Origin of the sequence: Pseudomonas fluorescens (genome assembly GCF_000802965.1) — a bacterium.
Classification (GTDB): Bacteria; Pseudomonadota; Gammaproteobacteria; order Pseudomonadales; family Pseudomonadaceae; genus Aquipseudomonas; species Aquipseudomonas fluorescens_A.
The window spans coordinates 13,419-38,713 of record NZ_JSAK01000001.1; the positions used below are offsets into that span (position 1 = coordinate 13,419).

Here is a 25,295-nt window from a genome sequence, read left to right on the forward strand (position 1 = left end):
CGCAAGAGGGGCTTTTTTGTGGGTGATAGATCAAAGGATCGCAGCCTGCGGCAGCTCCTACAGGTGGATCGCATTTCAATGTAGGAGCTGCCGCAGGCTGCGATCCTTTGATCTTAAAGAGAAGGCAAAAGAAACCCCCCGATCAGCCAGAAGCTCATCGGGGGTTTCAGGTGAGCACAATACGGCGCTTACATCACATGCCCTGAAATGTGTAGGAGCCGGCTTGCTGGCGATAAACGATGACGCTGTCTGCCTGAATGACCGCGGCGTCTGGATCGCCAGCAAGCCGGCTCCTACAAAAAGAAAACCCCCGATAATCCAGAGGACTGATCGGGGGTTTTAGATAAGCGCCTTGCGGCGCCTACCGGCTCAGCTTATTGGCAAGCTTCGCAATCCGGCTCGTCGATGGCGCAAGCCTTCGGCACTGGAGCAGGACCGGCTGGAGCAGCCAGGACCGAATCGTCACCGTGGTTGCCGCCGCTGGAAACAGCGTTCAGCTTGCCGGTGTTGATGGTCGACTTCTCGGTGCTGGTCGCGGCCAGGGCGCGGAGGTAGTAAGTGGTTTTCAGACCACGGTACCAGGCCATGCGGTAGGTCACGTCCAGTTTCTTGCCCGAAGCGCCAGCGATGTACAGGTTCAGCGACTGAGCCTGGTCGATCCACTTCTGACGACGGCTTGCCGCGTCAACGATCCACTTGGTGTCCACTTCGAACGCAGTCGCGTAGAGCTCTTTGAGTTCTTGCGGGATGCGCTCGATCTGCTGCACCGAACCGTCGTAGTACTTCAGGTCGTTGATCATGACCGAGTCCCACAGACCGCGAGCCTTGAGGTCGCGAACCAGGTACGGGTTGATCACGGTGAATTCGCCCGACAGGTTCGATTTCACATAGAGGTTCTGGTAGGTCGGTTCGATCGACTGCGATACGCCAGTGATGTTGGCGATGGTCGCGGTCGGTGCGATGGCCATGATGTTGGAGTTGCGAATACCTTTTTGTACACGGGCGCGAACCGGTGCCCAGTCCAGGGTTTCGTTCAGGTCAACGTCGATGTACTTCTGGCCACGGGCTTCGATCAGGATCTGTTGCGAATCCAGCGGCAGGATGCCCTTGGACCACAGCGAACCCTGGAACGTCTCGTAGGCGCCACGCTCGTCAGCCAGGTCGCAGGAAGCCTGGATCGCGAAGTAGCTGACCGCTTCCATCGACTTGTCGGCGAACTCGACGGCAGCGTCGGAACCGTAAGGGATGTGCTGCAGGTACAACGCGTCCTGGAAGCCCATGATGCCCAGGCCGACCGGACGGTGCTTGAAGTTGGAGTTCTTCGCTTGCGGCACCGAGTAGTAGTTGATGTCGATCACGTTATCGAGCATGCGCACGGCGGTGTTCACGGTGCGTTCCAGCTTGGCGGTGTCGAGCTTGCCGTTGACGATGTGGTTCGGCAGGTTGATCGAACCCAGGTTGCAAACGGCGATCTCGTCCTTGTTGGTGTTCAAGGTGATCTCGGTGCACAGGTTCGAGCTGTGGACCACGCCGACGTGCTGCTGCGGGCTACGCAGGTTGCACGGGTCTTTGAAGGTCAGCCATGGGTGGCCGGTTTCAAACAGCATGGACAGCATTTTGCGCCACAGGTCTTTGGCCTGGATGGTCTTGAACAGCTTGACCTTGCCCGGGTACTCGGTCAGGGCTTCGTAGTACTCGTAACGCTCTTCGAAGGCCTTGCCGGTCAGGTCGTGCAGGTCTGGAACTTCAGACGGCGAGAACAGGGTCCATTTGCCGTCATCGAAGACGCGCTTCATGAACAGGTCAGGGATCCAGTTGGCGGTGTTCATGTCGTGGGTACGACGGCGATCATCACCGGTGTTCTTGCGCAGCTCGATGAACTCTTCGATGTCCATGTGCCAGGTTTCCAGGTAGGCACACACAGCGCCTTTGCGCTTGCCACCCTGGTTAACGGCAACGGCGGTGTCGTTCACTACTTTGAGGAACGGTACGACGCCCTGGGATTTGCCGTTGGTGCCCTTGATGTACGAACCCAGCGCACGAACCGGCGTCCAGTCGTTGCCCAGGCCGCCAGCGAATTTCGACAACATGGCGTTGTCGTGGATCGCGTGGTAGATGCCCGACAGGTCGTCCGGCACGGTGGTCAGGTAGCAGCTGGACAGCTGTGGACGCAGGGTACCGGCGTTGAACAGGGTTGGGGTCGACGACATGTAGTCGAAGGACGACAACAGGTTGTAGAACTCGATCGCACGGTCTTCTTTCTGCTTCTCTTCGATCGCCAGGCCCATGGCCACGCGCATGAAGAAGATCTGTGGCAGTTCGAAACGCACGCCATCCTTGTGGATGAAGTAACGGTCGTACAGGGTTTGCAGGCCCAGGTAAGTGAACTGCTGGTCGCGCTCGTGATTGATCGCCTTGCCCAGTTTTTCCAGGTCGAAAGTGGCCAGGATCGGGTTCAGCAATTCGAATTCGATACCCTTGGCGATGTAGGCCGGCAGGGCCTTGGCGTACAGGTCGACCATTTCGTGGTGGGTCGCGCTCTCGGCGACACCGAGGAAGCCCAGGCCTTCGGCACGCAGGGTGTCCATCAGCAGGCGGGCGGTCACGAACGAGTAGTTCGGCTCACGCTCGACCAGGGTACGGGCGGTCATCACCAGGGCGGTGTTGACGTCGGTCAGGGCCACGCCGTCGTACAGGTTTTTCAGGGTTTCGCGCTGGATCAGGTCGCCATCGACTTCTTCCAGGCCTTCGCACGCTTCGGTGACGATGGTGTTCAGGCGACCCATGTCCAGCGGTGCCAGGCTACCGTCGGTGCGGGTAATGCGGATCGACGGGTGAGCGTTGACCGCTTCCTCGGCCGGGGCGTGGGCAGCGCGTTCTTTGGAACGACCGTCACGGTAGATCACGTAGTCGCGGGCGACTTTCTGCTCGCCGGCACGCATCAGGGCCAGTTCAACCTGGTCCTGGATTTCTTCGATGTGGATGGTGCCGCCCGATGGCATGCGACGCTTGAAGGTGGCGGTGACCTGTTCGGTCAGGCGGGCAACGGTGTCGTGGATTCGCGACGAAGCGGCAGCGGTGCCGCCTTCAACTGCGAGAAACGCCTTGGTGATAGCGACGGTGATTTTGTCATCGGTGTAAGGAACGACAGTGCCGTTACGCTTGATCACGCGAAGCTGGCCCGGCGCGGTGGCGGACAGATCCGAATTCGAATCAGCGGCCTGCGGCAAGGTGCCCTGCGGGTTCTCGCGAGTTGTGTCGGTTTGCATGGGTGTCTCCACGTTCTCTATGTTTGTTTGGGCACCATCACGGTGCCCACCGTTCCGTCCTGAAGCACTACAACCGGCGAGTGCCGGGCATAACAACTTCGGGACAGTAGGAAGGGTGCTATATGGGCGCCGCTTCCATGCCGAAGTCTTTGGTCTCACGCCAGAGGCGCAAGACCGGGGTCCTTTGAGGTGACAGTTGGGGACTGCAACACCCGTACCGTTTTCACCCTTTTGGGCCGAAATACAGTAGCCATCCGCACGCGCGGTTTGGTCTTTCGAAAATACGTTTGGTTCAACCGGACAGAGGCAATAAAAGCGCTTGAAATTGGTGTCTGGTTTGTGTTTGGTTTTTTGCGTAAAACCCTACATCTAGGGTTTTTTTCACGCCGGGGTACAAGATAATGCGTTTTGGGGGGGCATTGCAACGTACTACCTGTGGATAAACCTGTGCGTAAATTGTGTGTGAAAGATGGAATCGGCGTGTAGGCCGCGATGCTGCTGGACCGGACCTTTTTTCATCGATTTTCAACGAGCGAAAACGGCCGGGCAGATTTTTAAGGGCGCGAACCCTATCACAAAAATCTGCCGTGTCCGAACGCATTTAGCGGCTTGTGTTCTGCGCGGGCGACGTTTATACAATCGGCCAGCATGTATGCACTTTATCCTCCCCAATCATTACAAAAAGACGGGCGGATCCTTCCTTATTAGTGTTATTGGCAAGAAGAGGTCACCCGTGGAGCAGCAAGCGTGGCAGGTATTGATTGTGGAAGACGACCAGCGTCTGGCCGAACTGACCCGAGATTACCTGGAAGCCAACGGCCTGCGTGTGTCGATCGAGGGCAATGGCGCCCTGGCCGCGGCGCGCATCATCAAGGAGCAGCCAGACCTGGTGATCCTTGATCTGATGCTTCCCGGCGAAGATGGCCTGAGCATCTGCCGCAAGGTGCGTGATCGCTATGACGGCCCGATCCTGATGCTCACCGCCCGCACCGACGACACCGACCAGATCCTCGGACTCGACCTGGGCGCCGACGACTATGTCTGCAAACCCGTGCGCCCGCGTCTTTTGTTGGCGCGTATCCAGGCGTTGCTGCGACGCAGCGAAGCGCCCGAGGCGGCCCCGGAAAAACAACGGCGCTTGCAATTCGGCCCGCTGGTGGTGGACAACGCATTGCGCGAAGCCTGGCTGAATGACAACGGTATCGAGCTGACCAGTGCCGAGTTCGATCTGCTCTGGCTGTTGGTGTCCAACGCTGGACGCATTCTGTCCCGGGAAGAAATCTTCACCGCGCTGCGCGGCATCGGCTATGACGGCCAGGACCGTTCCATCGACGTGCGTATCTCGCGCATCCGTCCAAAAATTGGCGACGACCCGGATCACCCACGGCTGATCAAGACCGTGCGCAGCAAAGGTTACCTGTTCGTTCCCGAGGCCTGCGTAGACCCAACCCTGTGAACTCGATCTTCCTGCGTATTTATGGCGGCATGTGCGCCGCGCTGATTCTGGTGGCGGTATTGGGCGTGCTGGCGTTGCACATGCTCAACCAGGTGCGCAGCGAGCAGTACCGCGAGCGCCTGGCCCACGGCACGTTTTCGCTGATGGCCGACAATCTGCAACCGATGAACCAGACCGAACGCCACCGCGCCTTGCTGGTGTGGGAGCGTTTGCTGGGTATTCCGCTGGCGCTGAAAACCTTTAACCAGACCGACCTCGACCTCACGCAGCGCACGCGCGTGCTGCGCGGCCAGGCGCTGGTTGAGCAGACCGGTCCGCATGCGGCGAAGGTTTACCGGCTGGTCAGCGACAAGGAACAGCTGGTGCTCACGGGCGAAGTCCAGCAGATCAGCGAGCAGCTGGCGCGGGCCACCATTTACCTGCTGACTGACGAACTGGTGCGATACCCGGTCGGCGAGCAACCCGTACGGTTGGCGCAATTGAAGCAGGACAAGGGGTTCGGTTTCGACTTGCGCCTGGTCACGGTCGAAGACGCCGACATGGACGAAGACCAGAGTCGTCGGGTGTCCGAAGGCGATACGGTCATGGCGCTGGGCAAGGGCGGCGATTCGATCCGGGTGTTCGCCGGCATGGTTGGCACGCCGTGGGTACTGGAAATCGGCCCGCTGTATCAGATGAATCCATATCCGCCTGAGTGGCTGGTGCTGATTGCTGCACTGGGCCTGACCCTGATCGGTTTGATCGTCTATTTGCTGGTGCGGCAACTGGAGCGTCGCTTGCGCGGGTTGGAAGCCGCCGCCACGCGAATTGCCAAGGGCAGTCTGGAAACCCGGGTGCCGGCGCGCGGTGCAGACTCGGTGGGGCGTCTGGCATCGGCGTTCAATGGTATGGCCGAGCACTTGCAACAACTGCTGGCGATCCAGCGTGAACTGGTACGCGCCGTGTCTCACGAGTTGCGTACACCGGTGGCGCGCCTGCGTTTCGGGCTGGAGATGATCGGTTCTGCCACCACGCCGCAAGCCCTGGAAAAATACTGCGAAGGCATGGACCACGACATCGAAGATCTCGACCGATTGGTGGACGAGATGCTGACCTATGCACGGCTGGAGCAAGGTTCGCCGGCACTGAATTTCCAGCGCATCGATCTGGATGCGCTGGTCAATCAGGTGATCGAGGAGCTGGCACCGTTGCGCGCCGATGTCACGGTGCAGCGTGGGTTGTGCCTGTCGGCGGCCGATTGCGACGACGCCTGGGTCGAGGCCGAGCCGCGTTACTTGCATCGCGCCTTGCAGAACCTGGTGAGCAACGCCATGCGACACGCGCAATCACGGGTCACCATCAGTTATCAGGTGGGGCAGCAGCGTTGTCGGGTGGATGTCGAGGATGACGGGCCGGGCGTGCCGGAACTGGCCTGGGAAAAAATATTCACGCCGTTCCTGCGCCTGGATGACAGCCGCACCCGGGCGTCGGGCGGGCATGGGTTGGGGCTGTCGATTGTGCGCCGCATCATCCATTGGCATGACGGGCGGGCGTTGATCGGCAAGAGCAAAAGCCTGGGCGGGGCGTGTTTCAGTTTGAGTTGGCCGAGGAATCAGGAGAAGCGGTGAGATGCGTGGTGAACGATTAGCCGCCATCGCCAGCAAGCCGGCTCCTACAGATTGCAGGAGCCGGCTTGCTGGCGATGGCGTCCTCAGGCCTTGATACTGACCAGACTCAACAACTGCCCATCCTTGACCCCGAACTGCGCATCCAGCTCGGTGCCGTTGCGCCATTCGCCGGACAGATCGGTCAACAGTCGCAGCCGTACTTCACCTGCCTCAGTCCATTCCAGCACTTCAGCGTGTTCAAAATAAAAACGCTGCTGAACGATCGGATAGAGCGCCTTGAACAGACTTTCTTTCACCGAAAAAGTCAGGGTCACCAGCAACGCCAATTGATCTCTCGGCCCTGCGGCCATGCGCTTTAATTCCGGCGCGGTGAGAATTTCCCCGGCCAGGCGTTCGGCGCGTTCGGCATTGAGCAGGTTTTCCAGGTCCATGCCCAAACCGCGCCAATGGTTTTTCTGCGCGACGATGGCCGCTGCCCGGCCGGTGCTGTGGGTGATCGAGCCACTGATATGCGCCGGCCAGACCGGCGCGCGGTCTTCGCCGATGGCCGGGCTGAAATTCAAGCCTTCCAATTGCTGCAACGCGGCCCGCGCGCAGACCCGCCCGGCAAGAAACTCAGCCTGCCGTTTGGCGACGGAGCGTTGGATGGTCGCCGGCGCTTCGATGGCGCTGCGCTGGAAATCATCGTAGGCCAGTTGCGAAGTATCGAAGTGGGTACTCAACAGCACCGCATCGGGCAACACGAAGGGCAGCGGCCAGTGGGGATCCAGGGGCGTACAGAAATCGGGGAGGGCGGGGAGGGAATTCATGTGGGGCATTTTGCCGGGTTGCCTTGTAGCTGGGTAGTAGTGTCGGGCTTTTGTGGCGAGGGAGCTTGCTCCCGCTGGGCCGCGAAGCGGCCCCAAATCCGGCGAACGCTTTTGCAGGGCTTGCGACTGCTGCGCAGCCGAGCAAAAGCAAGCTCCCTCGCCACAAGGGTACTGCTAGCTAAAGATCTTCTTGAGAAACGCCTGCATATCCGCCCACGACTTTTCATCGGCGGCCTTGTTGTAACCGATGTCCGGCCCACCATGATCGCCATGACCCAAGCGATCGGCATCAGGATTGCTGAAGCCGTGCTTGGCGCCATCGAGGCTGACGAATTGGTAATCGGCGCCGGCCTTGTCCATTTCTGCCTTGAAGGCAGTGACGTTATCCGCTGTCACCATACTGTCCAGTGCGCCATGCTCGACGAGGATTTTCGCTTTCACCTTGCCGGGCGTCGCGGGTGTAGTGGTCGCGAGCGCGCCGTGAAAGCTCACCACGCCGGCCAGCGGCACACCTTGACGTGCCGCATTCAGCACCACGGCGCCACCGAAGCAGTAACCAATGGCGGCGATTTTATTCGGGTCGGTTTGCGCCTGACTCTTCAGCAATTCCAGCCCGGCCTGAAACCGCGCATTGGACGCAGAACTGTCTTTCAGTGCAGCTTGCATGAACGCCATGGCGTCCTTGGGATGTTCGGTGTTTTTGCCATCGCCATACATATCGATGGCCAAAGCGCTGTAGCCCAGACCGGCGAGGTCGCGGGCGCGGCGCTTCGTGTAGTCGTTGAGCCCCCACCATTCATGCACCACCACGACACCGGGGCGTTTGCCTTGGATGGCATCGTCGTAGGCGTAGTAGCCGACCAACTTCGTGCCGTCGGCACTTTGGTAGGGGATTTCCTGGGTCTTGATGGCGGCCTGACTCAGCCCGCTCAAGGCCAGCAAGAGGAAAGCGAGGAACATGCGCATGGTCGAATCTCCTGTTCAAACATGGAAACACTCGGGTCGAGTTGATTCAGCTTAGGTTCAGTCTGCGTTCAGGGGGAGTTCAGGGCGGGGTGGGTAATCTTGCCCGTACCCAAAAAGCGAACAGCGCATGAGGAAACTCCCTATGACTGGCTTTAAAAATCTGCTTCTGGCGTTCACCGTTCTGGGCGCCAGTGCTGCCGCCCATGCTGCCGACGATAACTTCGCCAGCCTTACCTTGGGAGAGACCGGCGGCAAGGTCAAAAAGTCCCGTGTGCTGAGCCGTTCAAGCGTTGACGTTGTGCCGGGTAGCAGCAGTGCCTGGGGCGCGAGTCTGGGTCAACAAAACAACCAGTCCGGTTATTACGCCACCTACGCCGATGTGTCGGTCTCGCACAATGGCATTAAACTTCGCCACGAGGATCTCATGGGCCGCTACGATTTGTCTTATCCAGTGGGTATCAGCAGGCCGTTGTCATGTTAGCCAGCGAGGTGCAAGTTTGTACCTCTGGAGATGTTGATTTGCCCGGGAGCGCGTTATGAAATTGCTGGTTGTCGAAGATGAAGCGCTGTTGCGCCATCACCTGCAAACCCGCCTGACTGACAGCGGCCACGTGGTCGAGTCGGTGGCCAATGCCGAGGAGGCGTTGTATCAGACCGAGCAGTTCAACCATGATTTGGCAGTGATCGACCTCGGCCTGCCGGGCATGGGCGGCCTCGACCTGATCCGCCAGCTGCGCTCGCGGGGCAAGACTTTTCCGATCCTGATCCTCACCGCGCGCGGCAACTGGCAGGACAAGGTCGAAGGCCTCGCCGCGGGGGCCGACGATTACGTGGTCAAGCCGTTCCAGTTCGAGGAACTGGACGCTCGGCTGAATGCCTTGCTGCGCCGCTCCAGCGGATTCACCCAGTCGACCATCGTCGCCGGGCCGTTATTGCTCGATCTCAATCGCAAGCAGGCGACCCTCGACGAGCAGCCGCTGGCGCTGACCGCCTATGAATACCGCATCCTTGAGTACCTGATGCGCCATCACCAGCAAGTGGTGGCGAAAGATCGCCTCATGGAACAGCTGTACCCGGACGACGACGAGCGCGATCCGAACGTGATCGAAGTGCTGGTCGGCCGTCTGCGCCGCAAACTCGAAGGCCCGGCCGGGTTCAAGCCGATCGACACGGTGCGTGGCCTCGGCTACCTGTTCAATGAGCGCTGCACTTGATTCGTTCCCTTCGTGTTCGCTTGATGCTCGCCGCCACTCTGCTGGCGGTGTTGTTCATGCTGGCGTTGTTACCGGCGATGCAGGGCGCGTTCAGCCTTGCCTTGCAGGATTCCATCGAGCAGCGGCTGGCGTCGGACGTCACCACGCTGATCTCCGCCGCGCGGGTGGAGAACAACCACTTGCAGATGCCGGCGCAATTGCCCGACGAGCGCTTCAATCTCTCCGACTTCCGCCTGCTCGGTTACATTTACGACCGCGAAGGTCATCTGGTCTGGCGTTCGAAGGCCATCCAGGAAGAGAACCTCAACTACACGCCGCGTTATGACGGACGCGGGAACGAATTCGCGCGGATTCGCCAGGCCAATGGCGAAGAGTTTTTCGTCTACGACGTCGAAATCAAGCTGCTGGGTGGCAAAAGTGCGGCGTTCAGCATCGTCGCGCTGCAACCGGTGCGCGAGTACGAAGTCACCCTCGAAGGCCTGCGGGAAAACCTCTACCTGGGCTTCGGCGCCGCGTTGCTGGTGCTGCTGGCGTTGCTGTGGATTGGCCTGACCTGGGGCTTGCGGGCGTTGCGCCGGCTGAGTCAGGAGCTGGATGAAATCGAAGGCGGTTCCCGCGAAAGCCTCAGCGAACAACACCCGCGCGAACTGCTGCGCCTGACCGGCTCGCTGAACCGCTTGCTGCACAGTGAACGCGAGCAACGCAGCCGTTACCGCGATTCCCTGGACGATCTGGCCCACAGCCTGAAAACCCCGTTGGCGGTGCTGCAAGGCGTCAGCGAGGACATGGCGCAACGGCCTGAAAATCGCGATCAGGCCTGGGTCCTGCAGACCCAGATCGAGCGCATGAGCCAGCAGATCAGCTATCAATTGCAACGGGCCAGCCTGCGCAAAAGCGGACTGGTGCGTCATCAGGTGCGACTGCGACCGGTGCTGAAAAGTCTCTGCGACACGCTGGACAAGGTCTACCGCGACAAACGCGTAAAGGTCGCCTTCGATTTGCCGGAAGCCTGCTACGTGCCGATCGAGCAGGGTGCTTTGCTGGAAATGCTCGGCAACCTGCTGGAGAACGCTTATCGCCTGTGCCTGGGCGAAGTGCGCATCAGCGCGCGTCAGACGATGGGCGGCATTGAGTTGTGCGTCGAGGACGACGGCCCCGGCGTACCAGCGGATCAGCGTGCGCGCATCCTGCAGCGTGGCGAACGCCTGGATCGCCAGCATCCGGGGCAGGGTATTGGCCTGGCGGTGGTGAAAGACATCATCGAAAGCTACAGCGCCAAACTGACCCTGGGTGATTCACCGTTGGGCGGGGCGGCGTTCAGGATCCATTTTCCGGTGATTTGATCCTTTCTTGTAGGAGCCGGCTTGCTGGCGATGGCGATTGCGTCCTTGAAATCGCCATCGCCAGCAAGCCGGCTCCTGCAGGTTTTGCGTTCAATTCTCTTGGGCGCGGTACGCCCCCGGTGTCAGCCCGGTCCACTTCTTGAACGCCCGATGAAACGCCGAAGGCTCGGAAAATCCCAATTGCTCGGCAATCTGTTGCAACGACAGATCCGCACGCCCCAAGTGATAAATCGCAATGTCGCGACGCAACTGATCCTTCAACTCCTGAAAACTGCTGCCTTCCTCACGCAAATGTCGGCGCAACGTCTGCGGGCTGATGTGCAAGTGCGCGGCCACGGCTTCCAGATCCGGCCAGCGTGAACTGTCGCGGCTGAGCAAGCGCCGCAACTGGCTGCTCAAGCTGTCGCCATCGTCCGGACGCGACAGCAGATCGGCGGGTGAGCGTTCGAGGAAATGCTTGAGCGTCCGCTCATCCTGCAACAACGGCATGTTCAGGTAGCGACTGTGAAACAGCAGGCTGCTTTGGGTGGTCGTGCTGTTCGCTGTGGAAAATTCCAGCGGGCAGGAAAACAGCAGATCGTATTCGGCCCCGTGCTCCGGTCGCGGGTAGCTGAACGTGGCTTGTTCCAGGCGAATGCGCTGGCCGATCAGCCAACTGCCGAAGCGGTGCCAGATCACCAGCAGGCTCTCGGTGAGAAAATGGTCCGGGTCCCACAGGTGCGAATCGTCCAGGCTCAGGCGGATCATCTCGTCTTCGCGCGTCAGGCTCAGACGCGGGGCGCCGGGGAATAGGCTATAAAACAATAAGCCGCGATTGAGCGCCTTATCCAGATTGCGGCAGTGGATCACGGCGTGACACATCATCGCGAAGCTGCCCGGTTTGCTTGGCGCTTGTCCGAAACCGAGGTATTCGTCGTCCAGTGCCAGCCACAGTGCCTGGATCAGTCGGGTGAACTGCTCCGGCGCGATTCGCGCCCGCGGCTCGTCGAGCAATTCAGGGCTGATCCCCAATTGCTGTAACAGTCCCGAGTAATCGTAGCCACACCGTTGCGCACCACCGAGGGCGGCACGGGCGAAATGACTGGCGATGGTGCGTTCGCGCATAACAGGCAGGTCCATCCATTGAGCGACGGATGGTAGCTGCGAACTTTGCTGATGGACAAGGCGGATATCCGCCAATTTGTAGGAGGCGATTTGACCGAAGGGCGGAAATCCGCCACCGCGTCATGTCCGTCAGCAGACATGAAAAAGTCTGTAGCCCTTGATGTCATAAGGTTGCAGGGATTTCACCAAAGGTGGCACGGGCCTTGCGATAGAACGAGTAGAAGCCTGCCGTCGAGCAGCTCGAAAAAACAAATCCCTCCAGTGCAGGAGGGTTCGCAATTCAGGTGTCGCGGGCAACAGATGGATGTTGAAACCGGGCCCCCTTGAGGAACTTTGCAATGACGACTCGTCAGCCACTGTACAAATCCCTGTATTTCCAGGTGATCGTTGCAATTGTCATCGGTATTTTGCTCGGTCACTACTACCCACAGCTTGGTGTGGCCGTTAAACCGTTGGGTGACGGGTTCATCAAACTGATCAAAATGATCATCGCCCCTATCATCTTCTGCACCGTCGTCAGCGGTATCGCGGGCATGCAGGACATGAAATCGGTCGGCAAGACCGGCGGTTACGCGCTGCTGTACTTTGAAATCGTTTCGACCATCGCGTTGCTGGTGGGCCTGGTCGTGGTCAACATCGTGCAGCCAGGTGCCGGCATGCACATCGACGTGACCACGCTGGATGCCTCCAAAATCGCTACCTACGTTGCGGCCGGTGCGGATCAAAGCGTCATTGGCTTCCTGCTTAACGTGATCCCGAGCACCATCGTCGGCGCGTTCGCCACGGGCGACATCCTGCAAGTGCTGATGTTCTCGGTGATCTTCGGTTTCGCCCTGCATCGCCTCGGTGCCTACGGCAAGCCGCTGCTGGACTTCATCGATCGCTTCGCCCACGTGATGTTCAACATCATCAACATGATCATGAAGCTCGCGCCAATCGGTGCCTTCGGTGCCATGGCGTTCACCATCGGTGCCTACGGTGTCGGTTCGCTGGTGCAACTGGGTCAACTGATGGCCTGCTTCTACATCACTTGCCTGCTGTTCATCCTGATCGTGCTGGGCGGCATCGCCCGCGCTCACGGTTTCAGCGTTCTGAAAATGATTCGCTACATCCGTGAAGAACTGCTGATCGTGCTGGGTACTTCCTCTTCGGAGTCGGTACTGCCACGCATGCTGATCAAGATGGAGCGTCTGGGTGCGCAGAAATCCGTAGTGGGTCTGGTGATCCCGACCGGTTACTCGTTCAACCTCGACGGTACTGCGATCTACCTGACCATGGCGGCCGTGTTCATCGCCCAGGCGACCGACACCCACATGGACATCACGCACCAGATCACCTTGCTGGTGGTGTTGCTGCTGTCCTCCAAAGGCGCTGCGGGCGTGACCGGTTCGGGCTTCATCGTGCTGGCGGCCACTCTGTCCGCCGTGGGCCATTTGCCGGTTGCCGGCCTGGCGCTGATCCTCGGTATCGACCGCTTCATGTCCGAAGCCCGTGCCCTGACCAACCTGGTCGGTAACGCGGTGGCGACCATTGTCGTGGCCAAGTGGGTCAAGGAGCTGGACACCGACGTGTTGCAAGCCGAGCTGGCCTCGGGCGGTCGCGGCATTGCCGACGAGCCTAAAGAAGATGTTCTGGGCCACGTCGAAGCGGTAACCCCGACGAACGCCAAGTAAGCCTTGTTGTATTGAAAAACCCGCTTCGGCGGGTTTTTTCATGCCCGAGATTTGAGCGTAACGGTCATCGATCCTGGCGCATAAGGTGATTGCCGCCATGCGCTCGGCTGCCTAGGCTGGGGCATCCGTTTAGGGAGAACACTCATGCTCGGTCCACTGGCATCACTCAAGGTTCTGGATTTCTCGACACTGCTGCCGGGGCCGTTCGCCTCGTTGTTGCTGGCGGACATGGGCGCCGAGGTGTTGCGCATCGAATCGCCGACCCGCATGGACCTTCTGCGGGTGCTGCCGCCGCACGATCAGGGCGTTTCCGCCAGCCACGCCTACCTCAATCGCAACAAGCGCAGCCTGGCGCTGGACCTCAAGCAACCGGAGGCGCTGGAGGTGATCAAGCAGTTGCTGCGGGACTACGACATCGTCCTGGAGCAGTTCCGTCCCGGTGTCATGGAGCGCTTGGGACTGGGTTATGAAGCCTTGAAGGCGATCAACCCGAAGCTGATTTATGTGTCGATCACCGGTTACGGCCAGACCGGGCCCTACAGGGACCGCGCCGGTCACGACATCAACTACCTGGCGCTGGCCGGACTGGCGAGCTACACCGGCCGCGCCGACAGTGGCCCGCTGCCCCTGAGCGCGCAGGTGGCGGACATCGCGGGAGGTTCGCTGCACGGGGTGATCGGCCTGCTGGCGGCGGTGATCGCTCGCCAGCAAACGGGGCAGGGGCAGCATCTGGATGTGAGCATGACTGATTGCGCATTCAGCCTGAATGCCATGGCCGGGGCCGGGTATCTCGCTTGTGGCGTCGAGCCCGGCAGGGAAGATCAGATGCTCAATGGCGGCAGCTTCTACGACTATTACCGCTCGCGGGATGGACGCTGGTTGTCGGTGGGCAGCCTTGAACCGGATTTCATGAAGCGATTGTGTGGGGCGCTGGGGTTGGAGGCGTTGGCGAGCCATGGTTTGTCTATGAAACCGGCGCAGCAAAAAAAGCTCAAGGACGCGCTGAAAGTCGAATTCGAGAAGCATGACTTTGCCGAGCTGTGTGCGTTGTTTGCCGAGCTGGATGCTTGCGTCGAACCGGTCTTGAGTCTGGGTGAGGCGGTGCAACATCCGCATATGCAGGCGCGAGAGTTGGTGACCGAGGTGCCACGGGGGGATGGCTCGAGTCAGGCGCAGATGGCTTGCCCGTTGAAGTTTTCTGGTGGGTTGCCGGAGCCGAGGCATATTGGCGCGTCGCTCGGGCAGCATACGGATCAGGTGTTGGGGGAGTTGGGGTATAGCGCTGAGCGGGTTGCCGAGTTGCGTCGGGCCAAGGTCATTATCTAGCGCCTTTGCTGGCCTCATCGCGGGCAAGCCCGGCTCCCACAGTGGTCCGAGTTGTTCACAAAATCAGTGGTCAACATCAATACCTGTGGGAGCGGGCTTGCCCGCGATGAGGCCAGCAAAGGCACCCAAACAACTACTCGACCCGCATCTCGCCACTGAACACCAACGTACTCCGACACCGCCGGCACAAATACCGCCGCCCCTGCCGCACCAATCCATGGCGCTGCGCCGAAAACGGGAAATCGCTGTCGGCACACGGGCATTTATAGATGTAGCGGGTCACGCTGCGGCGTTTGACGTCATAGGTGTGGCAACGGTTGGGCGGCAGTTCGTACACCCCGCGCATGATCAGTTGCCACTCTTCGCCGTGGGGCTGGATGCGGTCGCCGAACAGCTGATGGGCGATCAGGTGTGCCACTTCGTGGGCCACGGTCTGCTTGAGGAAGTCTTCGGTGTTTTCCCGGTACAGCTGCGGATTGAAGCGCAGCAGGTTCTCGTGCAAATGCGCGACACCGGCTTTTTGCCCGCGCAGCTTGAGGCTCACCACGGGGCGTTTGAAAGGTCGTTTGAAAAAAGATTCGGCTTGTTGGAAACAGTCTTCGACGCGGGAATTGAGTTGCTCGGGCATGCTTGATGGATCTCCAGAGGTGTCGAGTATGCCGCAACCCTCGGGCCTTGCGAATCGTCGAAGCGCCGAATGGTTGTTGCCGTTATCTGTACTGGAGGCATTAAAAGGCCGCCTTGCGGCGGCCTGTGTTGGCAGATCTAGTTTTTTTGGGTGGTATGTCGCTAATTAGTGTAGACCGGCCCCACGCCGAGTCCCCATACGATGACTGTAAACGCCATGATGGCTACCAGCACCACCAGGCCTACCGCAAGTACCGAACTGGAAAACAGAAAGCCCTCGTCAGATGGAATGTTCATGAACGTCGGTAGCCCGACATACAGCAGGTAGACCGTGTAGCAGATCGCCGCGGTGCCGACGACCATCCCCAGCCACATGTGCGGATACAGCGCCGCAAGGCCGCCGATGAACAGCGGGGTCGCGGTGTAGGTCGCAAACGCCACGCAGCGCGCCAGGCTTGGATTGGCGTCATAGGTGCGGGCCATCCAGTGGATGAACGCGCCCATCACCGCAACGCCGCCCAGCATTGCCAGGTACGACATGATCGTCATCCATAATGCGCTTTCCTGGGTCAGCATCACCGGCGCTCGATTGCCGATGACCCAGCCGACCTGCGTCGTGCCGATAAAGGCAGACACTGCAGGGATAGCCGCCAGAATCAGCGTGTGGGTCAGATACATGTGGCTGATGCTTTCCTCCTGATCGCCACGAATCTCTTTCCATTCTTGGTCAGGGTGGGTGAAGAGCCCCACTACGTGATGGATCATGCCAGTCACTCCTCTTGTTTTGCCGTCGCCCCCCAGTGGAGCGCCTACGGGCCAATGCGGCCAAGCAAGTAATAGGTCTTGATGTGTGTGCGACCTTATGACGCAGTATAGGAAGTTGTTTACCCCGCAGGAGCCGTGGCTTAGAGCAAATTGCGCTGTAAAGCGGTGGGGTAATCGCTGAAGGGTCTGTGAACGATGAATATGTGGCGAGGGAGCTTGCTCCCGCTCGGCGGCGCAGCAGTCGCAAGCCCGGTTGGCACCCATTGTCTGATACAGCTCAGGGCTGCTTCGCACCCCAGCGGGAGCAAGCTCCCTCGCCACAGAGGACAGTGGCGATAGTGGGCACTTCGCCCCCAAGGTGTTTTTGCGTAAAATGCCGGCCTTTCGTCACACCTCACGGATTTCGCGTCATGGGCACTCTTACGGTCAACCAGAACAAACTGCAAAAGCGCCTTCGCCGCCAGGCCGGTGAGGCTGTCGCTGATTTCAACATGATTGAAGACGGCGACAAGGTCATGGTCTGCCTGTCCGGCGGCAAGGACAGCTACACCATGCTCGACGTGTTGATGCACTTGCAGAAGGTCGCGCCGATCAAGTTCGAGATCGTGGCCGTGAACATGGACCAGAAGCAGCCTGGCTTCCCTGAGCACGTCCTGCCGGCTTATCTCAAAGAGCTGGGCATCGAGTACCACATCGTCGAGAAAGACACTTACTCGGTGGTCAAGGAACTGATTCCGGAAGGCAAAACCACCTGTTCGCTGTGCTCGCGCCTGCGTCGCGGCACGCTCTACACCTTTGCCGACGAAATCGGCGCGACCAAGATGGCCCTCGGTCACCACCGTGACGACATCGTCGAGACGTTCTTCCTGAATATGTTCTTCAATGGTTCGCTCAAAGCCATGCCGCCGAAACTGCGCGCCGACGACGGGCGCAACGTGGTGATCCGCCCGCTGGCCTACTGCAACGAAAAAGACATCCAGGCTTACTCGGACCTCAAGCAATTCCCGATCATCCCGTGCAACCTCTGCGGTTCCCAGGAGAACCTGCAACGTCAGGTGGTCAAGGACATGCTGCTGGACTGGGAGCGCAAGACCCCAGGACGCACCGAAAGCATTTTCCGCAGCCTGCAGAACGTGATCCCGTCGCAACTGGCGGACCGCAATCTGTTTGACTTCACCAGCCTCAAGATCGACGAGACGGCGGCTTCGCGCTTCGTCAACGTGGTCAACCTCTAATCAAAAACTGCAGGAGTGAGCCAGCTCGCGATGGCGTAGTGTCAGTCAACACTGAAGTGTCTGACACACCGCTATCGCGAGCAGGCTCACTCCTACAATGGTTTTTTGTTTCAATCCTCAGGAGAGGGCATGCGCGACTACAAGTGGCTGAACGAATACTGCTTGAACCGCTTCGGTTCGGCGGCTGAACTGGAAGCCCATCTGCCCGTCCCCAAGACCCCGGCGCAATTGCGCAAGATCAGCGACGATCGTTACCTCTCGACCATGGCATTGCGCGTGTTCCGCGCCGGGCTCAAGCATAGCCTCGTGGATGCCAAATGGCCGGCCTTCGAAGAAGTGTTCTTCAAGTTCGACCCGGAAAAAGTCGTGCTGATGAGCGCCGAACATCTGGAGCGCCTGATGCAGGACGCGCGGATCATCCGCCACCTCGGCAAGCTCAAGAGCGTGCCGCGCAATGCGCAGTTCATACTGGACGTGGCCCATGAGAAGGGCAGCTTCGGCGCGCTGATCGCCGATTGGCCGGTGACCGATATCGTCGGGCTCTGGACCTTCCTGAAAAAACGCGGCCATCAATTGGGCGGGCTGTCGGCGCCGCGCTTCTTGCGGATGGTCGGCAAGGATACGTTCGTGCCGAGCTACGACGTGGTGGCGGCGTTGAATGCGCAGAAGATCGTCGACAAGGTGCCGAGCAGCCAGCGGGATCTGGCGTTGGTGCAGGATGTGTTCAACCAGTGGCATGAACAAAGTGGCGGACGGGCGATGAGCCAGATTTCGATGATGTTGGCTTACACCGTCAATCATTGAGACCGAGTCGTCCCAATCGCTGGCAAGCCAGCTCCCACAGGTATTGGGGTTGAACACAGGGTTTGTGAACAACCCCGGTCACTGTGGGAGCTGGCTTGCCAGCGATGAGGCCGATCAGGCGACGGAAATCTCGCCTTCACCCGCCAATTTGCGATTCAACTGATACCTCCAGCGCACATACAGTAACGCCGAACAGAACACCGCCAGACTCGCGCCCATCTCCAGCAACCCGAAAATCTGCCGGTTCGGGTCATACGCAGCCAATGCGCCCTTGATGAAATACAGGTTCACCACAAAACACATCCACGAATGCCCACGCGGACTGCCGACAATCATCCCTGGAGCCAGCAACAGCAGCGGCACCAGTTCGATCAGCAGGATCACCCAAGGCCGGGCGCCGTGCAGGTCGGCGAACACCAGGTAGTAGGCGCACAGCAGCCCCACCAGACCGAAAAAACACAACAGACTGATGACCCGCATGGCCCGTACGCGGGGTTCCAGCCATTCGATGGCGGGCAGAATCTTCGGCTTCTTGGCCACCCTTAGCCCTCCAGCTTCTGAGCGGTCTTGGCCAGGCGCAGGCCCAGCGCGCGGCACAACGCGATTTCGTGTGTGTCCAAACCACTTTTGCCATCGGCCCCGGCGTGGTGGCTGGCGCCGTATGGCGTACCGCCGCCCTGGGTTTCCAGCAACGCCGACTCACTGTACGGCAGGCCGGTGATCAACATGCCGTGGTGCAGCAACGGCAACATCATCGACAGCAGGGTGGTTTCCTGGCCGCCGTGCAGGCTCGCGGTGGAGGTGAACACACCGGCGGGTTTGCCCACCAGCGCGCCGGTCAGCCACAGGTTGCTGGTGCCATCGAGGAAATACTTGAGCGGCGCCGCCATGTTGCCGAAACGGGTCGGACTGCCCAGCGCCAGGCCGGCACAGTTCTTCAGGTCGTCGAGGCTGGCGTAGAGCGCGCCTTCGTCCGGAATGTCCGGCGACACGGCTTCGCATTCGGTAGAAATCGCCGGCACGGTGCGTAGCCGCGCTTCAAGCCCAGCCTGTTCGACGCCCCGGGCAATCTGCCGGGCCATTTCATTGGTCGAGCCGCTGCGGCTGTAATAGAGGACCAGAATGTACGGCGCGCTCACGGCAGCAACTCCAGGATTTGCTCCGGAGGACGGCCAATGACGGCTTTGTCGCCGACTTCGAGAATCGGTCGCTCCATGAGTTTTGGATTGGCGGCGATGGCGGCGATCAATTGCGCCTCGCTCAGGCTGGCGTCGGCGAGGTTGAGAGTCTTGTACTCATCCTCGCCGGTGCGCAGCAGTTGCCGGGCGCTGATCCCGAGTTTGCCCAGCAGGCTCTGGATTTGTGCGGCGTCCAGCGGGGTTTCCAGGTAGCGGACCACGGTCGGGGCCAGGCCACGGGCTTCGAGCAATTCGAGCGCACCGCGGGATTTCGAGCAGCGCGGGTTGTGATAAAGCGTCAGATCGGTCATGAGCGGGTCGCATCTTGCGTAAGGTGGCGGCTATTCTAACTGTGCAGTGCGTAATCCAGAACCTTGGGAGGCGATGGGTCGCAGGCGCATTCAATTTTTGACAAGGAACACGACATGACAAGGCGACTGGCAGCAGCATTGGCGATCATTGGAGCGTTGATGTTGGGGGGCTGCGGTAACGACTATGGCATCGACCAGAACGGGCAGAAGGTCGCCGCCGAACGTCTGGATGGCAAATGGCTGGTGCTCAACTACTGGGCCGAATGGTGCGGCCCGTGCCGGACCGAGATTCCGGAGTTGAACACGTTGGCCGAGCAACTCAAGGATAAGAAGATCGGTGTGTTCGGGGTCAATTTCGACAACGTGCAGGGCGAAGAGCTGAAAAGTGCCAGCGAAAAACTCGGGATCAAGTTCACCGTATTGGCGCAGGACCCTTCCGAGCTATTCGAACTGCCGCGTAGCGAAGCGTTGCCGGTGACTTACATCATCGATAACAAGGGCAAGGTGCGCGAACAGTTGATGGGCGAGCAGACGGCGGCGGGGGTGATGGCGAAGCTGGAAGCGTTGCAGGCGAAGAATTGATTTAGGAAAAAGGGCTGATGCTACTTTTTTTTGTGGCGAGGGAGCTTGCTCCCGCTCGACTGCGAAGCAGTCGCAGAACCGTTTTGCACGGTGAGCCTGACAAATGAGGTGACCGGGTTTAGGGCTGCTTCGCAGCCCAGCGGGAGCAAGCTCCCTCGCCACAGGTGTCAATTGGGGTAAGGGATCAACCCTCTTCAAGCCACCAGCGCAACGGCTTGCCTTCAGCCGGCCAGAAGCGCATCTGGTCGACCGACGAAACGTCCCAGCGTTGCACTTGCTCCAGCGCCTGGAGGAAACGCTTTTCCTGCTCCATCAGCGCCGGTGCGCAGAGTTTGCGGGTGCTGCCGACTTTGCCGAAGCTCAGCTTGTCGCCTTCCAGGGTGTACGGCGCGAACCAGTGGTTGCAGCCGCCGTTACCGTAGGCCCGGCCGTCTTCACCCAAGGTGATGGTCAGGTGGCTGTAATCCATCAACGGCCGTTCGCCGATCCACTCCAGGATGTAGCTGCGGTTTTGTTGCAGTTGCACCGGCTCGGCGGCGCAGCCCAGCAGGCTGGCGCCGACCATTGCGGTCAGAGCGAGGCGTTTCATCACGCAGGCTCCTGGCATTTCGGGCACAGGTGCTTCTCGCCAATCGACTTCCAGCCCAACTCGGCAATCCGCGCAGTGGCGGCAGGCTTTTCAGCCTTGTTGCCCAGTTTGGCATCGACCGCGAACTCGAAGCTCAGCTCTTTGGCGCAGCTGTCGCAGTTCACTTGCCAAGTGTGGATCGCCAGTTCGCCGAACACCGGACCACTGGCCACCGCGACCCATTGGCCCGGCGGGTTGATCAAGTGGCGAACCGTTTCGACGGTCAGGCGCATGGACAAGTCCTTGGCACCCTTGAGGGTCACTACCAACACGTCGTTATTACGAATCGAGCCGCCGTTGCCGGTGACTTGATAACGCCCCGGCACCAGGGCGCGGCATTCGGTGAGGGTGTGTTGCGGGTTCATCAGGTTGTAGCGGAAATCGTGTTCGACCATGGGTCCTCCAAATATGCGCGATATGCTAGCACGGGCATACGCGCAGCATGGCGCGGGGAGATGACCTTCGATCAGGTTCAGTCGCCCTCGACCCGATTCTCTGCTGTCCCGGCCGCCCAGGCCGCGATGTTGTGCAAGGTGGTCGCGGCAATCGCGCCCAGGGCTTCGCGGGTCAGGAAGGCCTGGTGGGCGGTGATTATCACGTTTGGAAAGGTCAGCAACCGCGCCAGGACATCGTCCTGCAGAGGCTGGTCGGAGCGATCCTCGAAGAACAGCTGTGCCTCCTCTTCATACACGTCCAGCCCCAGGTAACCGAGCTGACCGTTCTTCAAGGCGTCAATCAGCGCCGGCGTATCCACCAGACCGCCACGGCCGGTGTTGATCAACATCGCCCCCGGTTGCATGTGCGCGAGTGATTCGGCGTTGATCAAATGCTTGCTCTGCGCGTTGAGCGGGCAGTGCAGACTGATGATCTGCGACTCGCCCAACAGCTGCGGCAAATCCACATAGCGCGCGCCCAAGGCTTCGACTTGAGGGTTGGGATACGGGTCGTAGGCGAGCAATTGGCAGCCGAAGCCGTTCATGATTTTCGCGAAGGTCGCGCCAATCTGACCGGTGCCGACCACGCCGACGGTCTTGCCCACCAGATCAAAACCGGTCAAGCCGTGCAGGCTGAAATCGCCTTCACGGGTGCGGTTGTAGGCGCGGTGCAAACGGCGGTTGAGCGCCAGGATCAACGCCACCGCGTGCTCGGCCACGGCATGGGGCGAGTAGGCCGGGACGCGCACAATCGTTATTCCCAAGCGTTTCGCCGCCGCCAGGTCGACATGGTTGAAACCGGCCGAGCGCAGGGCGATCAGGCGGGTGCCGCCGGTGGCCAAGCGTTCGAGCACCGGGGCGCTGAGGTCGTCGTTGATAAAGGCGCAGACGACTTCGTGATGCTCCGCCAGCGGTGCCGTATCGAGGCTCAAGCGCGCCGACTGGAAGTGCAGCTCAATGCCGGTCGGTAGGTCGGCGGCGAGAAAACTGTCACGGTCGTAGTTCTGGCTGCTGAAAAGTATTGTGCGCATTAATCGCTCCTTGTCCCTTTCCTGTAGGAGCTGGCTTGCCAGCGATGACGGCCTCAAAGGCAACGCAAATTTGAGATCCCCATCGCTGGCAAGCCAGCTCCTACACTGCTTGCGGTGAGCTTAGCGCTCTATGTGTACAGGGTGATTGCGCTGCGTCATGCATTGATCCGCGCCTGGGCCGCCAGGCGATTGATCGCCCGGTCGAGTTCTTCGAGTGCGCCGAAGGCTTTCGGGTCCTGTTGCTTGAGCAGGGTTTCGCTGCGTTGGCAGGCGGCGCGCAGTTGCGGAACGCCGCAATAGCGGGTGGCGCCGTGCAAGCGATGAACCCGTTCAATCAAGGCATTGTGGTCGTTGCTTTGCTGGGCCTGGCGGATCGCTTCGCGGTCGGCTTCCAGTGAGGCCAGCAACATCGCCAACATGTCCGCCGCCAAATCAGCCTTGCCGGCGGCCAGGCGCAAGCCTTCTTCGTGATCGAGGACCTGCAACTCGTAGGCGCCAGCGTGGCTGTCGCCGGATCGTTCCGCACGCTGGTTGCGCAGCGCCAGGCCACTCCATTTCAGCACCACTTGCGCCAGTTGCCGCTCGCTGATTGGTTTGGTCAGGTAGTCATCCATGCCGCTTTGCAGCAAGGCGCGTTTTTCGTTGGCCATGGCGTGGGCGGTGAGGGCGACGATCGGCAGCGGCGTGCAATGCCGTTCGCTCTCCCACTGGCGGATCGCTTCGGTGCTCTGGCGTCCGTCCATGCCCGGCATTTGCACATCCATCAGCACCAGATCGAAGGTCTCGTTCTGCACCGCTTTAACCGCGGCGTAACCGCTTTCCACCGCCAGCACCTTGGCGCCCATGTCTTCGAGCAGGGTTTGCACCAGCAGCAGGTTGGCCGGGTTGTCGTCGACGCAAAGCACTTTCGGTGCACGGCTGGAAACCGGTTCGCCAGGTTCACTGCGTGGCTGGCGCGGGTTGACCAGATCGGACAGGGAACGTCGCAACTTGCGGGTACAGGCCGGCTTGGCCTGGAGCTGGCTGTGGGGATTGGGGACCGAGAGGTGAAACAGCGTCTGCTCCGTCGTCGGACACAGCACCAGTACTTTGCAGCCCAGGTGTTCGAGGTCCCAGATGTACTGATTCAGACGCTCCGGCGGCATGTCGTTACTGGTTACGCCCAGTACCGCCAAGTCAATCGCCTGATCCGTCTGATGGGCAACGGTCACCCCATTGGTCAGGCTTTCCAGCGTATTGAACGGCGTGACGGCGAGGCCGCAGTCTTCCAATTGATGCTGTAACGCCTGGCGCGCCAGTTCGTGATTTTCCAGTACTGCCACGCGACGGCCGAATAGAGGCGGGCCGGGCAGGTCTTCGGCGTCGTCGCGGGTTTTCGGCAGGCTCAGGCTGATCCAGAATTCCGAACCTTCGCCCGGCGTACTGTCGACACCGATTTCGCCGCCCATTTGCTCAATCAAACGCTTGGAAATCACCAGCCCAAGGCCGGTGCCGCCGGGTTGCCGGGACAGCGAGTTGTCGGCCTGGCTGAAGGCCTGGAACAGGGTGCGCACGTCCTGGCTGGACAGACCGATGCCGGTGTCCTGGATGCTGATGCGCAATTGCACGCTGTCTTCTTGTTCATCTTCGAGCATGGCTCGGGCGACGATGGTGCCTTCGCGGGTGAACTTGATCGCGTTGCTCACCAGGTTGGTGAGGATCTGCTTGAGGCGCAGCGGATCGCCCACCAGCGACAACGGCGTGTCGCGATACACCAGGCTGACCAGCTCCAGCTGTTTGGCGTGGGCTGCCGGGGCGAGGATGGTCAGGGTGTCCTGGAGCAGGTCGCGCAGGTTGAATGGAATATGGTCGAGCACCAGTTTGCCGGCCTCGATTTTCGAGAAGTCGAGAATCTCGTTGATGATCCCGAGCAAGCTGTCGGCGGACTTTTCGATGGTGCCCAGATAATCGAGCTGGCGCGGGGTCAACTCGCTTTTTTGCAGCAGGTGGGTAAAGCCGAGAATGCCGTTTAGCGGCGTGCGAATTTCATGGCTCATGTTGGCGAGGAATTCGGATTTGATCCGGCTCGCCTCCAGCGCTTCCTTGCGCGCCAGGTCGAGTTCGATGTTCTGGATTTCGATGGTTTCGAGGTTCTGGCGCACGTCTTCGGTGGCCTGGTCGATGCTGTGCTGCAACTCTTCCTGGGCATTTTGCAGGGTGCCGGCCATACGGTTGATGCCGGACGCCAATTCGTCCAGTTCCTGGCTGCCCAGCGGTGGCAGGCGGGTTTCCAGATGGCCGTCCTTGAGTTGGGCCACGGCTTGCTTGATCTGGCTCAGCGGGCGATTGATCGTGCGCCCCATGCGCAATGCCAGCAGCGCCGCGCCGCCCAATCCCGCGGCAATCATCAACAGGCTGGCAAACAGGCTGCGGTAACCGCGCAGCAGCATGCCGTTGTGGGACAGTTCGAGTTCGACCCAACCCAGCAGGCGGTCGGATTCATCGGGAATCACGTCACCGGCCAGATTGCGATGCTTGCCGAATACCGGCAGCAGGTAGCGCGTCGCATCACTGCCGCTTCGATGCAGCATCTGTGAATCGTCACCCAACGGTGGCTGATTGAGCATGGTGGGCCCGGCGTGGGCCAGTGGCGTGCGGTCCGGGGCGAGGAAAGTCACGGCGCGCACATCCGGTTGTTCGAGTGACTGGGTGGCAATGCGCTCCAGCAAATCGCTGTTTTTATGCCCCATGGCTGGCGCAACCAAAGGGGCCAGTTGCTCGGCGATCATTTCGCCGCGCTGCATGAGTTGGGTTTGCAGGTCGGATTGCTGCATCCAGGTGAAATAGCCGCCCAAGACCAACGCCATCAGGCTGGTCGGCAGCAGGGTCAGCAACAACACGCGGCCTTTGATTCCCAGTTTCTTGAGCACGCCTTTCTCCTGCATCCAGCTATC

General features: G+C 60.2%; 22 protein-coding genes and 1 pseudogene. 10 read left to right on the plus strand and 13 right to left on the minus strand.

All coding sequences use genetic code 11. The features are described 5' to 3' along the window. Positions 1 to 374: 374 nt before the first annotated feature. Complete coding sequence (locus NL64_RS00075) at positions 375 to 3,269, minus strand: ribonucleoside-diphosphate reductase subunit alpha (RefSeq protein WP_034146135.1); 2,895 nt, start codon at positions 3,267 to 3,269, stop codon at positions 375 to 377. A 733-nt stretch (positions 3,270 to 4,002) separates the two neighbouring features. Between NL64_RS00075 and NL64_RS00080 the strand changes: the two genes are divergently transcribed. After that, positions 4,003 to 4,725, plus strand: a complete 723-nt coding sequence (locus tag NL64_RS00080) for a winged helix-turn-helix domain-containing protein (RefSeq protein WP_034146136.1) — start codon at positions 4,003 to 4,005, stop codon at positions 4,723 to 4,725. Further along, positions 4,722 to 6,332 (plus strand): ATP-binding protein, encoded by a 1,611-nt coding sequence (locus NL64_RS00085; protein ID WP_034146137.1) that lies wholly within the window; start codon positions 4,722 to 4,724, stop codon positions 6,330 to 6,332. Before NL64_RS00080 ends, NL64_RS00085 begins: the two co-directional genes overlap by 4 nt. An 83-nt stretch (positions 6,333 to 6,415) precedes the next feature. Here the strand turns inward: NL64_RS00085 and NL64_RS00090 are convergent, their stop codons facing one another. Together NL64_RS00090 and NL64_RS00095 are read right to left on the minus strand one after the other, a co-directional pair. Continuing rightward, the gene (locus NL64_RS00090) at positions 6,416 to 7,141 is read right to left on the minus strand and encodes a 4'-phosphopantetheinyl transferase family protein (RefSeq protein WP_216594555.1); all 726 of its coding nucleotides are present in this window, start codon (positions 7,139 to 7,141) and stop codon (positions 6,416 to 6,418) included. A gap of 174 nt (positions 7,142 to 7,315) precedes the next feature. Next, positions 7,316 to 8,107: a dienelactone hydrolase family protein gene (locus tag NL64_RS00095; RefSeq protein ID WP_034146139.1), complete on the minus strand. Its 792-nt coding sequence runs from the start codon at positions 8,105 to 8,107 to the stop codon at positions 7,316 to 7,318. Positions 8,108 to 8,249: 142 nt separating this feature from the next. Between NL64_RS00095 and NL64_RS00100 the strand changes: the two are divergent. The 3 genes and pseudogenes from NL64_RS00100 to NL64_RS00110 form a co-directional block, all read left to right on the plus strand. Continuing rightward, a pseudogene (locus tag NL64_RS00100) lies at positions 8,250 to 8,579 on the plus strand (hypothetical protein); the annotation flags it as partial. Positions 8,580 to 8,643: 64 nt separating this feature from the next. After that, positions 8,644 to 9,321, plus strand: a complete 678-nt coding sequence (locus NL64_RS00105) for a response regulator (protein WP_034146140.1) — start codon at positions 8,644 to 8,646, stop codon at positions 9,319 to 9,321. Then, positions 9,318 to 10,664 carry an ATP-binding protein gene (locus NL64_RS00110; protein WP_034146141.1) on the plus strand — a complete coding sequence of 449 codons (1,347 nt, stop codon included), beginning with the start codon at positions 9,318 to 9,320 and terminating at the stop codon, positions 10,662 to 10,664. The genes NL64_RS00105 and NL64_RS00110 overlap by 4 nt, the downstream gene beginning before the upstream one ends. 90 nt (positions 10,665 to 10,754) lie before the next feature. Here NL64_RS00110 and NL64_RS00115 read toward each other — a convergent pair whose 3' ends face one another. Continuing rightward, positions 10,755 to 11,768, minus strand: coding sequence for an AraC family transcriptional regulator (locus NL64_RS00115; protein ID WP_034146142.1), 1,014 nt, complete (start codon positions 11,766 to 11,768; stop codon positions 10,755 to 10,757). 338 nt (positions 11,769 to 12,106) lie between these two features. Between NL64_RS00115 and NL64_RS00120 the strand changes: the two genes are divergently transcribed. Both NL64_RS00120 and NL64_RS00125 read left to right on the plus strand, forming a co-directional pair. Further along, the gene (locus tag NL64_RS00120; protein WP_034146143.1) at positions 12,107 to 13,441 is read left to right on the plus strand and encodes a dicarboxylate/amino acid:cation symporter; all 1,335 of its coding nucleotides are present in this window, start codon (positions 12,107 to 12,109) and stop codon (positions 13,439 to 13,441) included. 144 nt (positions 13,442 to 13,585) lie between these two features. Further along, on the plus strand, positions 13,586 to 14,767 hold the full coding sequence (locus NL64_RS00125; RefSeq protein WP_034146144.1) for a CaiB/BaiF CoA transferase family protein: 1,182 nt from the start codon (positions 13,586 to 13,588) through the stop codon (positions 14,765 to 14,767). A gap of 133 nt (positions 14,768 to 14,900) precedes the next feature. Here NL64_RS00125 and NL64_RS00130 read toward each other — a convergent pair whose 3' ends face one another. Both NL64_RS00130 and NL64_RS00135 read right to left on the minus strand, forming a co-directional pair. After that, positions 14,901 to 15,395, minus strand: a complete 495-nt coding sequence (locus NL64_RS00130) for a SprT family zinc-dependent metalloprotease (protein ID WP_034146145.1) — start codon at positions 15,393 to 15,395, stop codon at positions 14,901 to 14,903. Between the two features lie 161 nt (positions 15,396 to 15,556). Beyond that, positions 15,557 to 16,159, minus strand: coding sequence for a Yip1 family protein (locus NL64_RS00135; protein WP_034146146.1), 603 nt, complete (start codon positions 16,157 to 16,159; stop codon positions 15,557 to 15,559). 410 nt (positions 16,160 to 16,569) lie between these two features. On the opposite strand from NL64_RS00135, the gene ttcA reads away from it, so the two are divergent. Together ttcA and NL64_RS00145 are read left to right on the plus strand one after the other, a co-directional pair. Then, positions 16,570 to 17,394 carry a tRNA 2-thiocytidine(32) synthetase TtcA gene (gene ttcA, locus NL64_RS00140; protein ID WP_034146147.1) on the plus strand — a complete coding sequence of 275 codons (825 nt, stop codon included), beginning with the start codon at positions 16,570 to 16,572 and terminating at the stop codon, positions 17,392 to 17,394. A 129-nt stretch (positions 17,395 to 17,523) separates the two neighbouring features. Continuing rightward, entirely contained in the window at positions 17,524 to 18,198 is a 675-nt protein-coding gene (locus NL64_RS00145; protein ID WP_034146148.1) for a DNA-3-methyladenine glycosylase I, read from the plus strand. Between the two features lie 114 nt (positions 18,199 to 18,312). Here the strand turns inward: NL64_RS00145 and NL64_RS00150 are convergent, their stop codons facing one another. The 3 genes from NL64_RS00150 to arsC are packed head-to-tail and all read right to left on the minus strand — an operon-like array spanning position 18,313 to position 19,687. Then, positions 18,313 to 18,738 (minus strand): DUF2069 domain-containing protein, encoded by a 426-nt coding sequence (locus NL64_RS00150; protein ID WP_034146149.1) that lies wholly within the window; start codon positions 18,736 to 18,738, stop codon positions 18,313 to 18,315. Positions 18,739 to 18,740: 2 nt separating this feature from the next. Then, on the minus strand, positions 18,741 to 19,337 hold the full coding sequence (gene wrbA, locus NL64_RS00155) for an NAD(P)H:quinone oxidoreductase (protein ID WP_034146150.1): 597 nt from the start codon (positions 19,335 to 19,337) through the stop codon (positions 18,741 to 18,743). Further along, positions 19,334 to 19,687: an arsenate reductase (glutaredoxin) gene (arsC, locus tag NL64_RS00160; RefSeq protein WP_034146151.1), complete on the minus strand. Its 354-nt coding sequence runs from the start codon at positions 19,685 to 19,687 to the stop codon at positions 19,334 to 19,336. Before arsC ends, wrbA begins: the two co-directional genes overlap by 4 nt. Before the next feature lie 114 nt (positions 19,688 to 19,801). Between arsC and NL64_RS00165 the strand changes: the two genes are divergently transcribed. Continuing rightward, a complete protein-coding gene (locus NL64_RS00165; RefSeq protein ID WP_034146152.1) occupies positions 19,802 to 20,269 on the plus strand; it encodes a TlpA disulfide reductase family protein in 468 nt (155 codons plus the stop codon). 184 nt (positions 20,270 to 20,453) lie between these two features. Here the strand turns inward: NL64_RS00165 and NL64_RS00170 are convergent, their stop codons facing one another. The 4 genes from NL64_RS00170 to NL64_RS00185 form a co-directional block, all read right to left on the minus strand. Continuing rightward, complete coding sequence (locus tag NL64_RS00170) at positions 20,454 to 20,858, minus strand: META domain-containing protein (protein ID WP_034146153.1); 405 nt, start codon at positions 20,856 to 20,858, stop codon at positions 20,454 to 20,456. Further along, positions 20,858 to 21,292 carry a hypothetical protein gene (locus NL64_RS00175; protein ID WP_034146154.1) on the minus strand — a complete coding sequence of 145 codons (435 nt, stop codon included), beginning with the start codon at positions 21,290 to 21,292 and terminating at the stop codon, positions 20,858 to 20,860. Before NL64_RS00175 ends, NL64_RS00170 begins: the two co-directional genes overlap by 1 nt. 77 nt (positions 21,293 to 21,369) lie before the next feature. Then, on the minus strand, positions 21,370 to 22,362 hold the full coding sequence (locus NL64_RS00180) for a 2-hydroxyacid dehydrogenase (protein ID WP_034146155.1): 993 nt from the start codon (positions 22,360 to 22,362) through the stop codon (positions 21,370 to 21,372). 155 nt (positions 22,363 to 22,517) lie between these two features. Further along, positions 22,518 to 25,271: a response regulator gene (locus tag NL64_RS00185; protein ID WP_034146400.1), complete on the minus strand. Its 2,754-nt coding sequence runs from the start codon at positions 25,269 to 25,271 to the stop codon at positions 22,518 to 22,520. Between the last annotated feature and the right edge of the window lie 24 nt (positions 25,272 to 25,295).

What these genes read in the sequence shown, in the direction of transcription:
- NL64_RS00180 (WP_034146155.1), bottom strand. Translation starts at nt 22,362, where the DNA reads ATGCGCACAATACTTTTCAGCAGCCAGAACTACGACCGTGACAGTTTT.
- NL64_RS00090 (WP_216594555.1), bottom strand. Translation starts at nt 7,141, where the DNA reads ATGAATTCCCTCCCCGCCCTCCCCGATTTCTGTACGCCCCTGGATCCC.
- NL64_RS00170 (WP_034146153.1), bottom strand. Translation starts at nt 20,858, where the DNA reads ATGAAACGCCTCGCTCTGACCGCAATGGTCGGCGCCAGCCTGCTGGGC.
- NL64_RS00115 (WP_034146142.1), bottom strand. Translation starts at nt 11,768, where the DNA reads ATGCGCGAACGCACCATCGCCAGTCATTTCGCCCGTGCCGCCCTCGGT.
- arsC (WP_034146151.1), bottom strand. Translation starts at nt 19,687, where the DNA reads ATGACCGATCTGACGCTTTATCACAACCCGCGCTGCTCGAAATCCCGC.
- NL64_RS00095 (WP_034146139.1), bottom strand. Translation starts at nt 8,107, where the DNA reads ATGCGCATGTTCCTCGCTTTCCTCTTGCTGGCCTTGAGCGGGCTGAGT.
- NL64_RS00130 (WP_034146145.1), bottom strand. Translation starts at nt 15,395, where the DNA reads ATGCCCGAGCAACTCAATTCCCGCGTCGAAGACTGTTTCCAACAAGCC.
- ttcA (WP_034146147.1), top strand. Translation starts at nt 16,570, where the DNA reads ATGGGCACTCTTACGGTCAACCAGAACAAACTGCAAAAGCGCCTTCGC.
- NL64_RS00125 (WP_034146144.1), top strand. Translation starts at nt 13,586, where the DNA reads ATGCTCGGTCCACTGGCATCACTCAAGGTTCTGGATTTCTCGACACTG.
- NL64_RS00135 (WP_034146146.1), bottom strand. Translation starts at nt 16,159, where the DNA reads ATGATCCATCACGTAGTGGGGCTCTTCACCCACCCTGACCAAGAATGG.
- NL64_RS00145 (WP_034146148.1), top strand. Translation starts at nt 17,524, where the DNA reads ATGCGCGACTACAAGTGGCTGAACGAATACTGCTTGAACCGCTTCGGT.
- NL64_RS00120 (WP_034146143.1), top strand. Translation starts at nt 12,107, where the DNA reads ATGACGACTCGTCAGCCACTGTACAAATCCCTGTATTTCCAGGTGATC.
- NL64_RS00075 (WP_034146135.1), bottom strand. Translation starts at nt 3,269, where the DNA reads ATGCAAACCGACACAACTCGCGAGAACCCGCAGGGCACCTTGCCGCAG.
- NL64_RS00105 (WP_034146140.1), top strand. Translation starts at nt 8,644, where the DNA reads ATGAAATTGCTGGTTGTCGAAGATGAAGCGCTGTTGCGCCATCACCTG.
- NL64_RS00175 (WP_034146154.1), bottom strand. Translation starts at nt 21,292, where the DNA reads ATGGTCGAACACGATTTCCGCTACAACCTGATGAACCCGCAACACACC.
- NL64_RS00165 (WP_034146152.1), top strand. Translation starts at nt 19,802, where the DNA reads ATGACAAGGCGACTGGCAGCAGCATTGGCGATCATTGGAGCGTTGATG.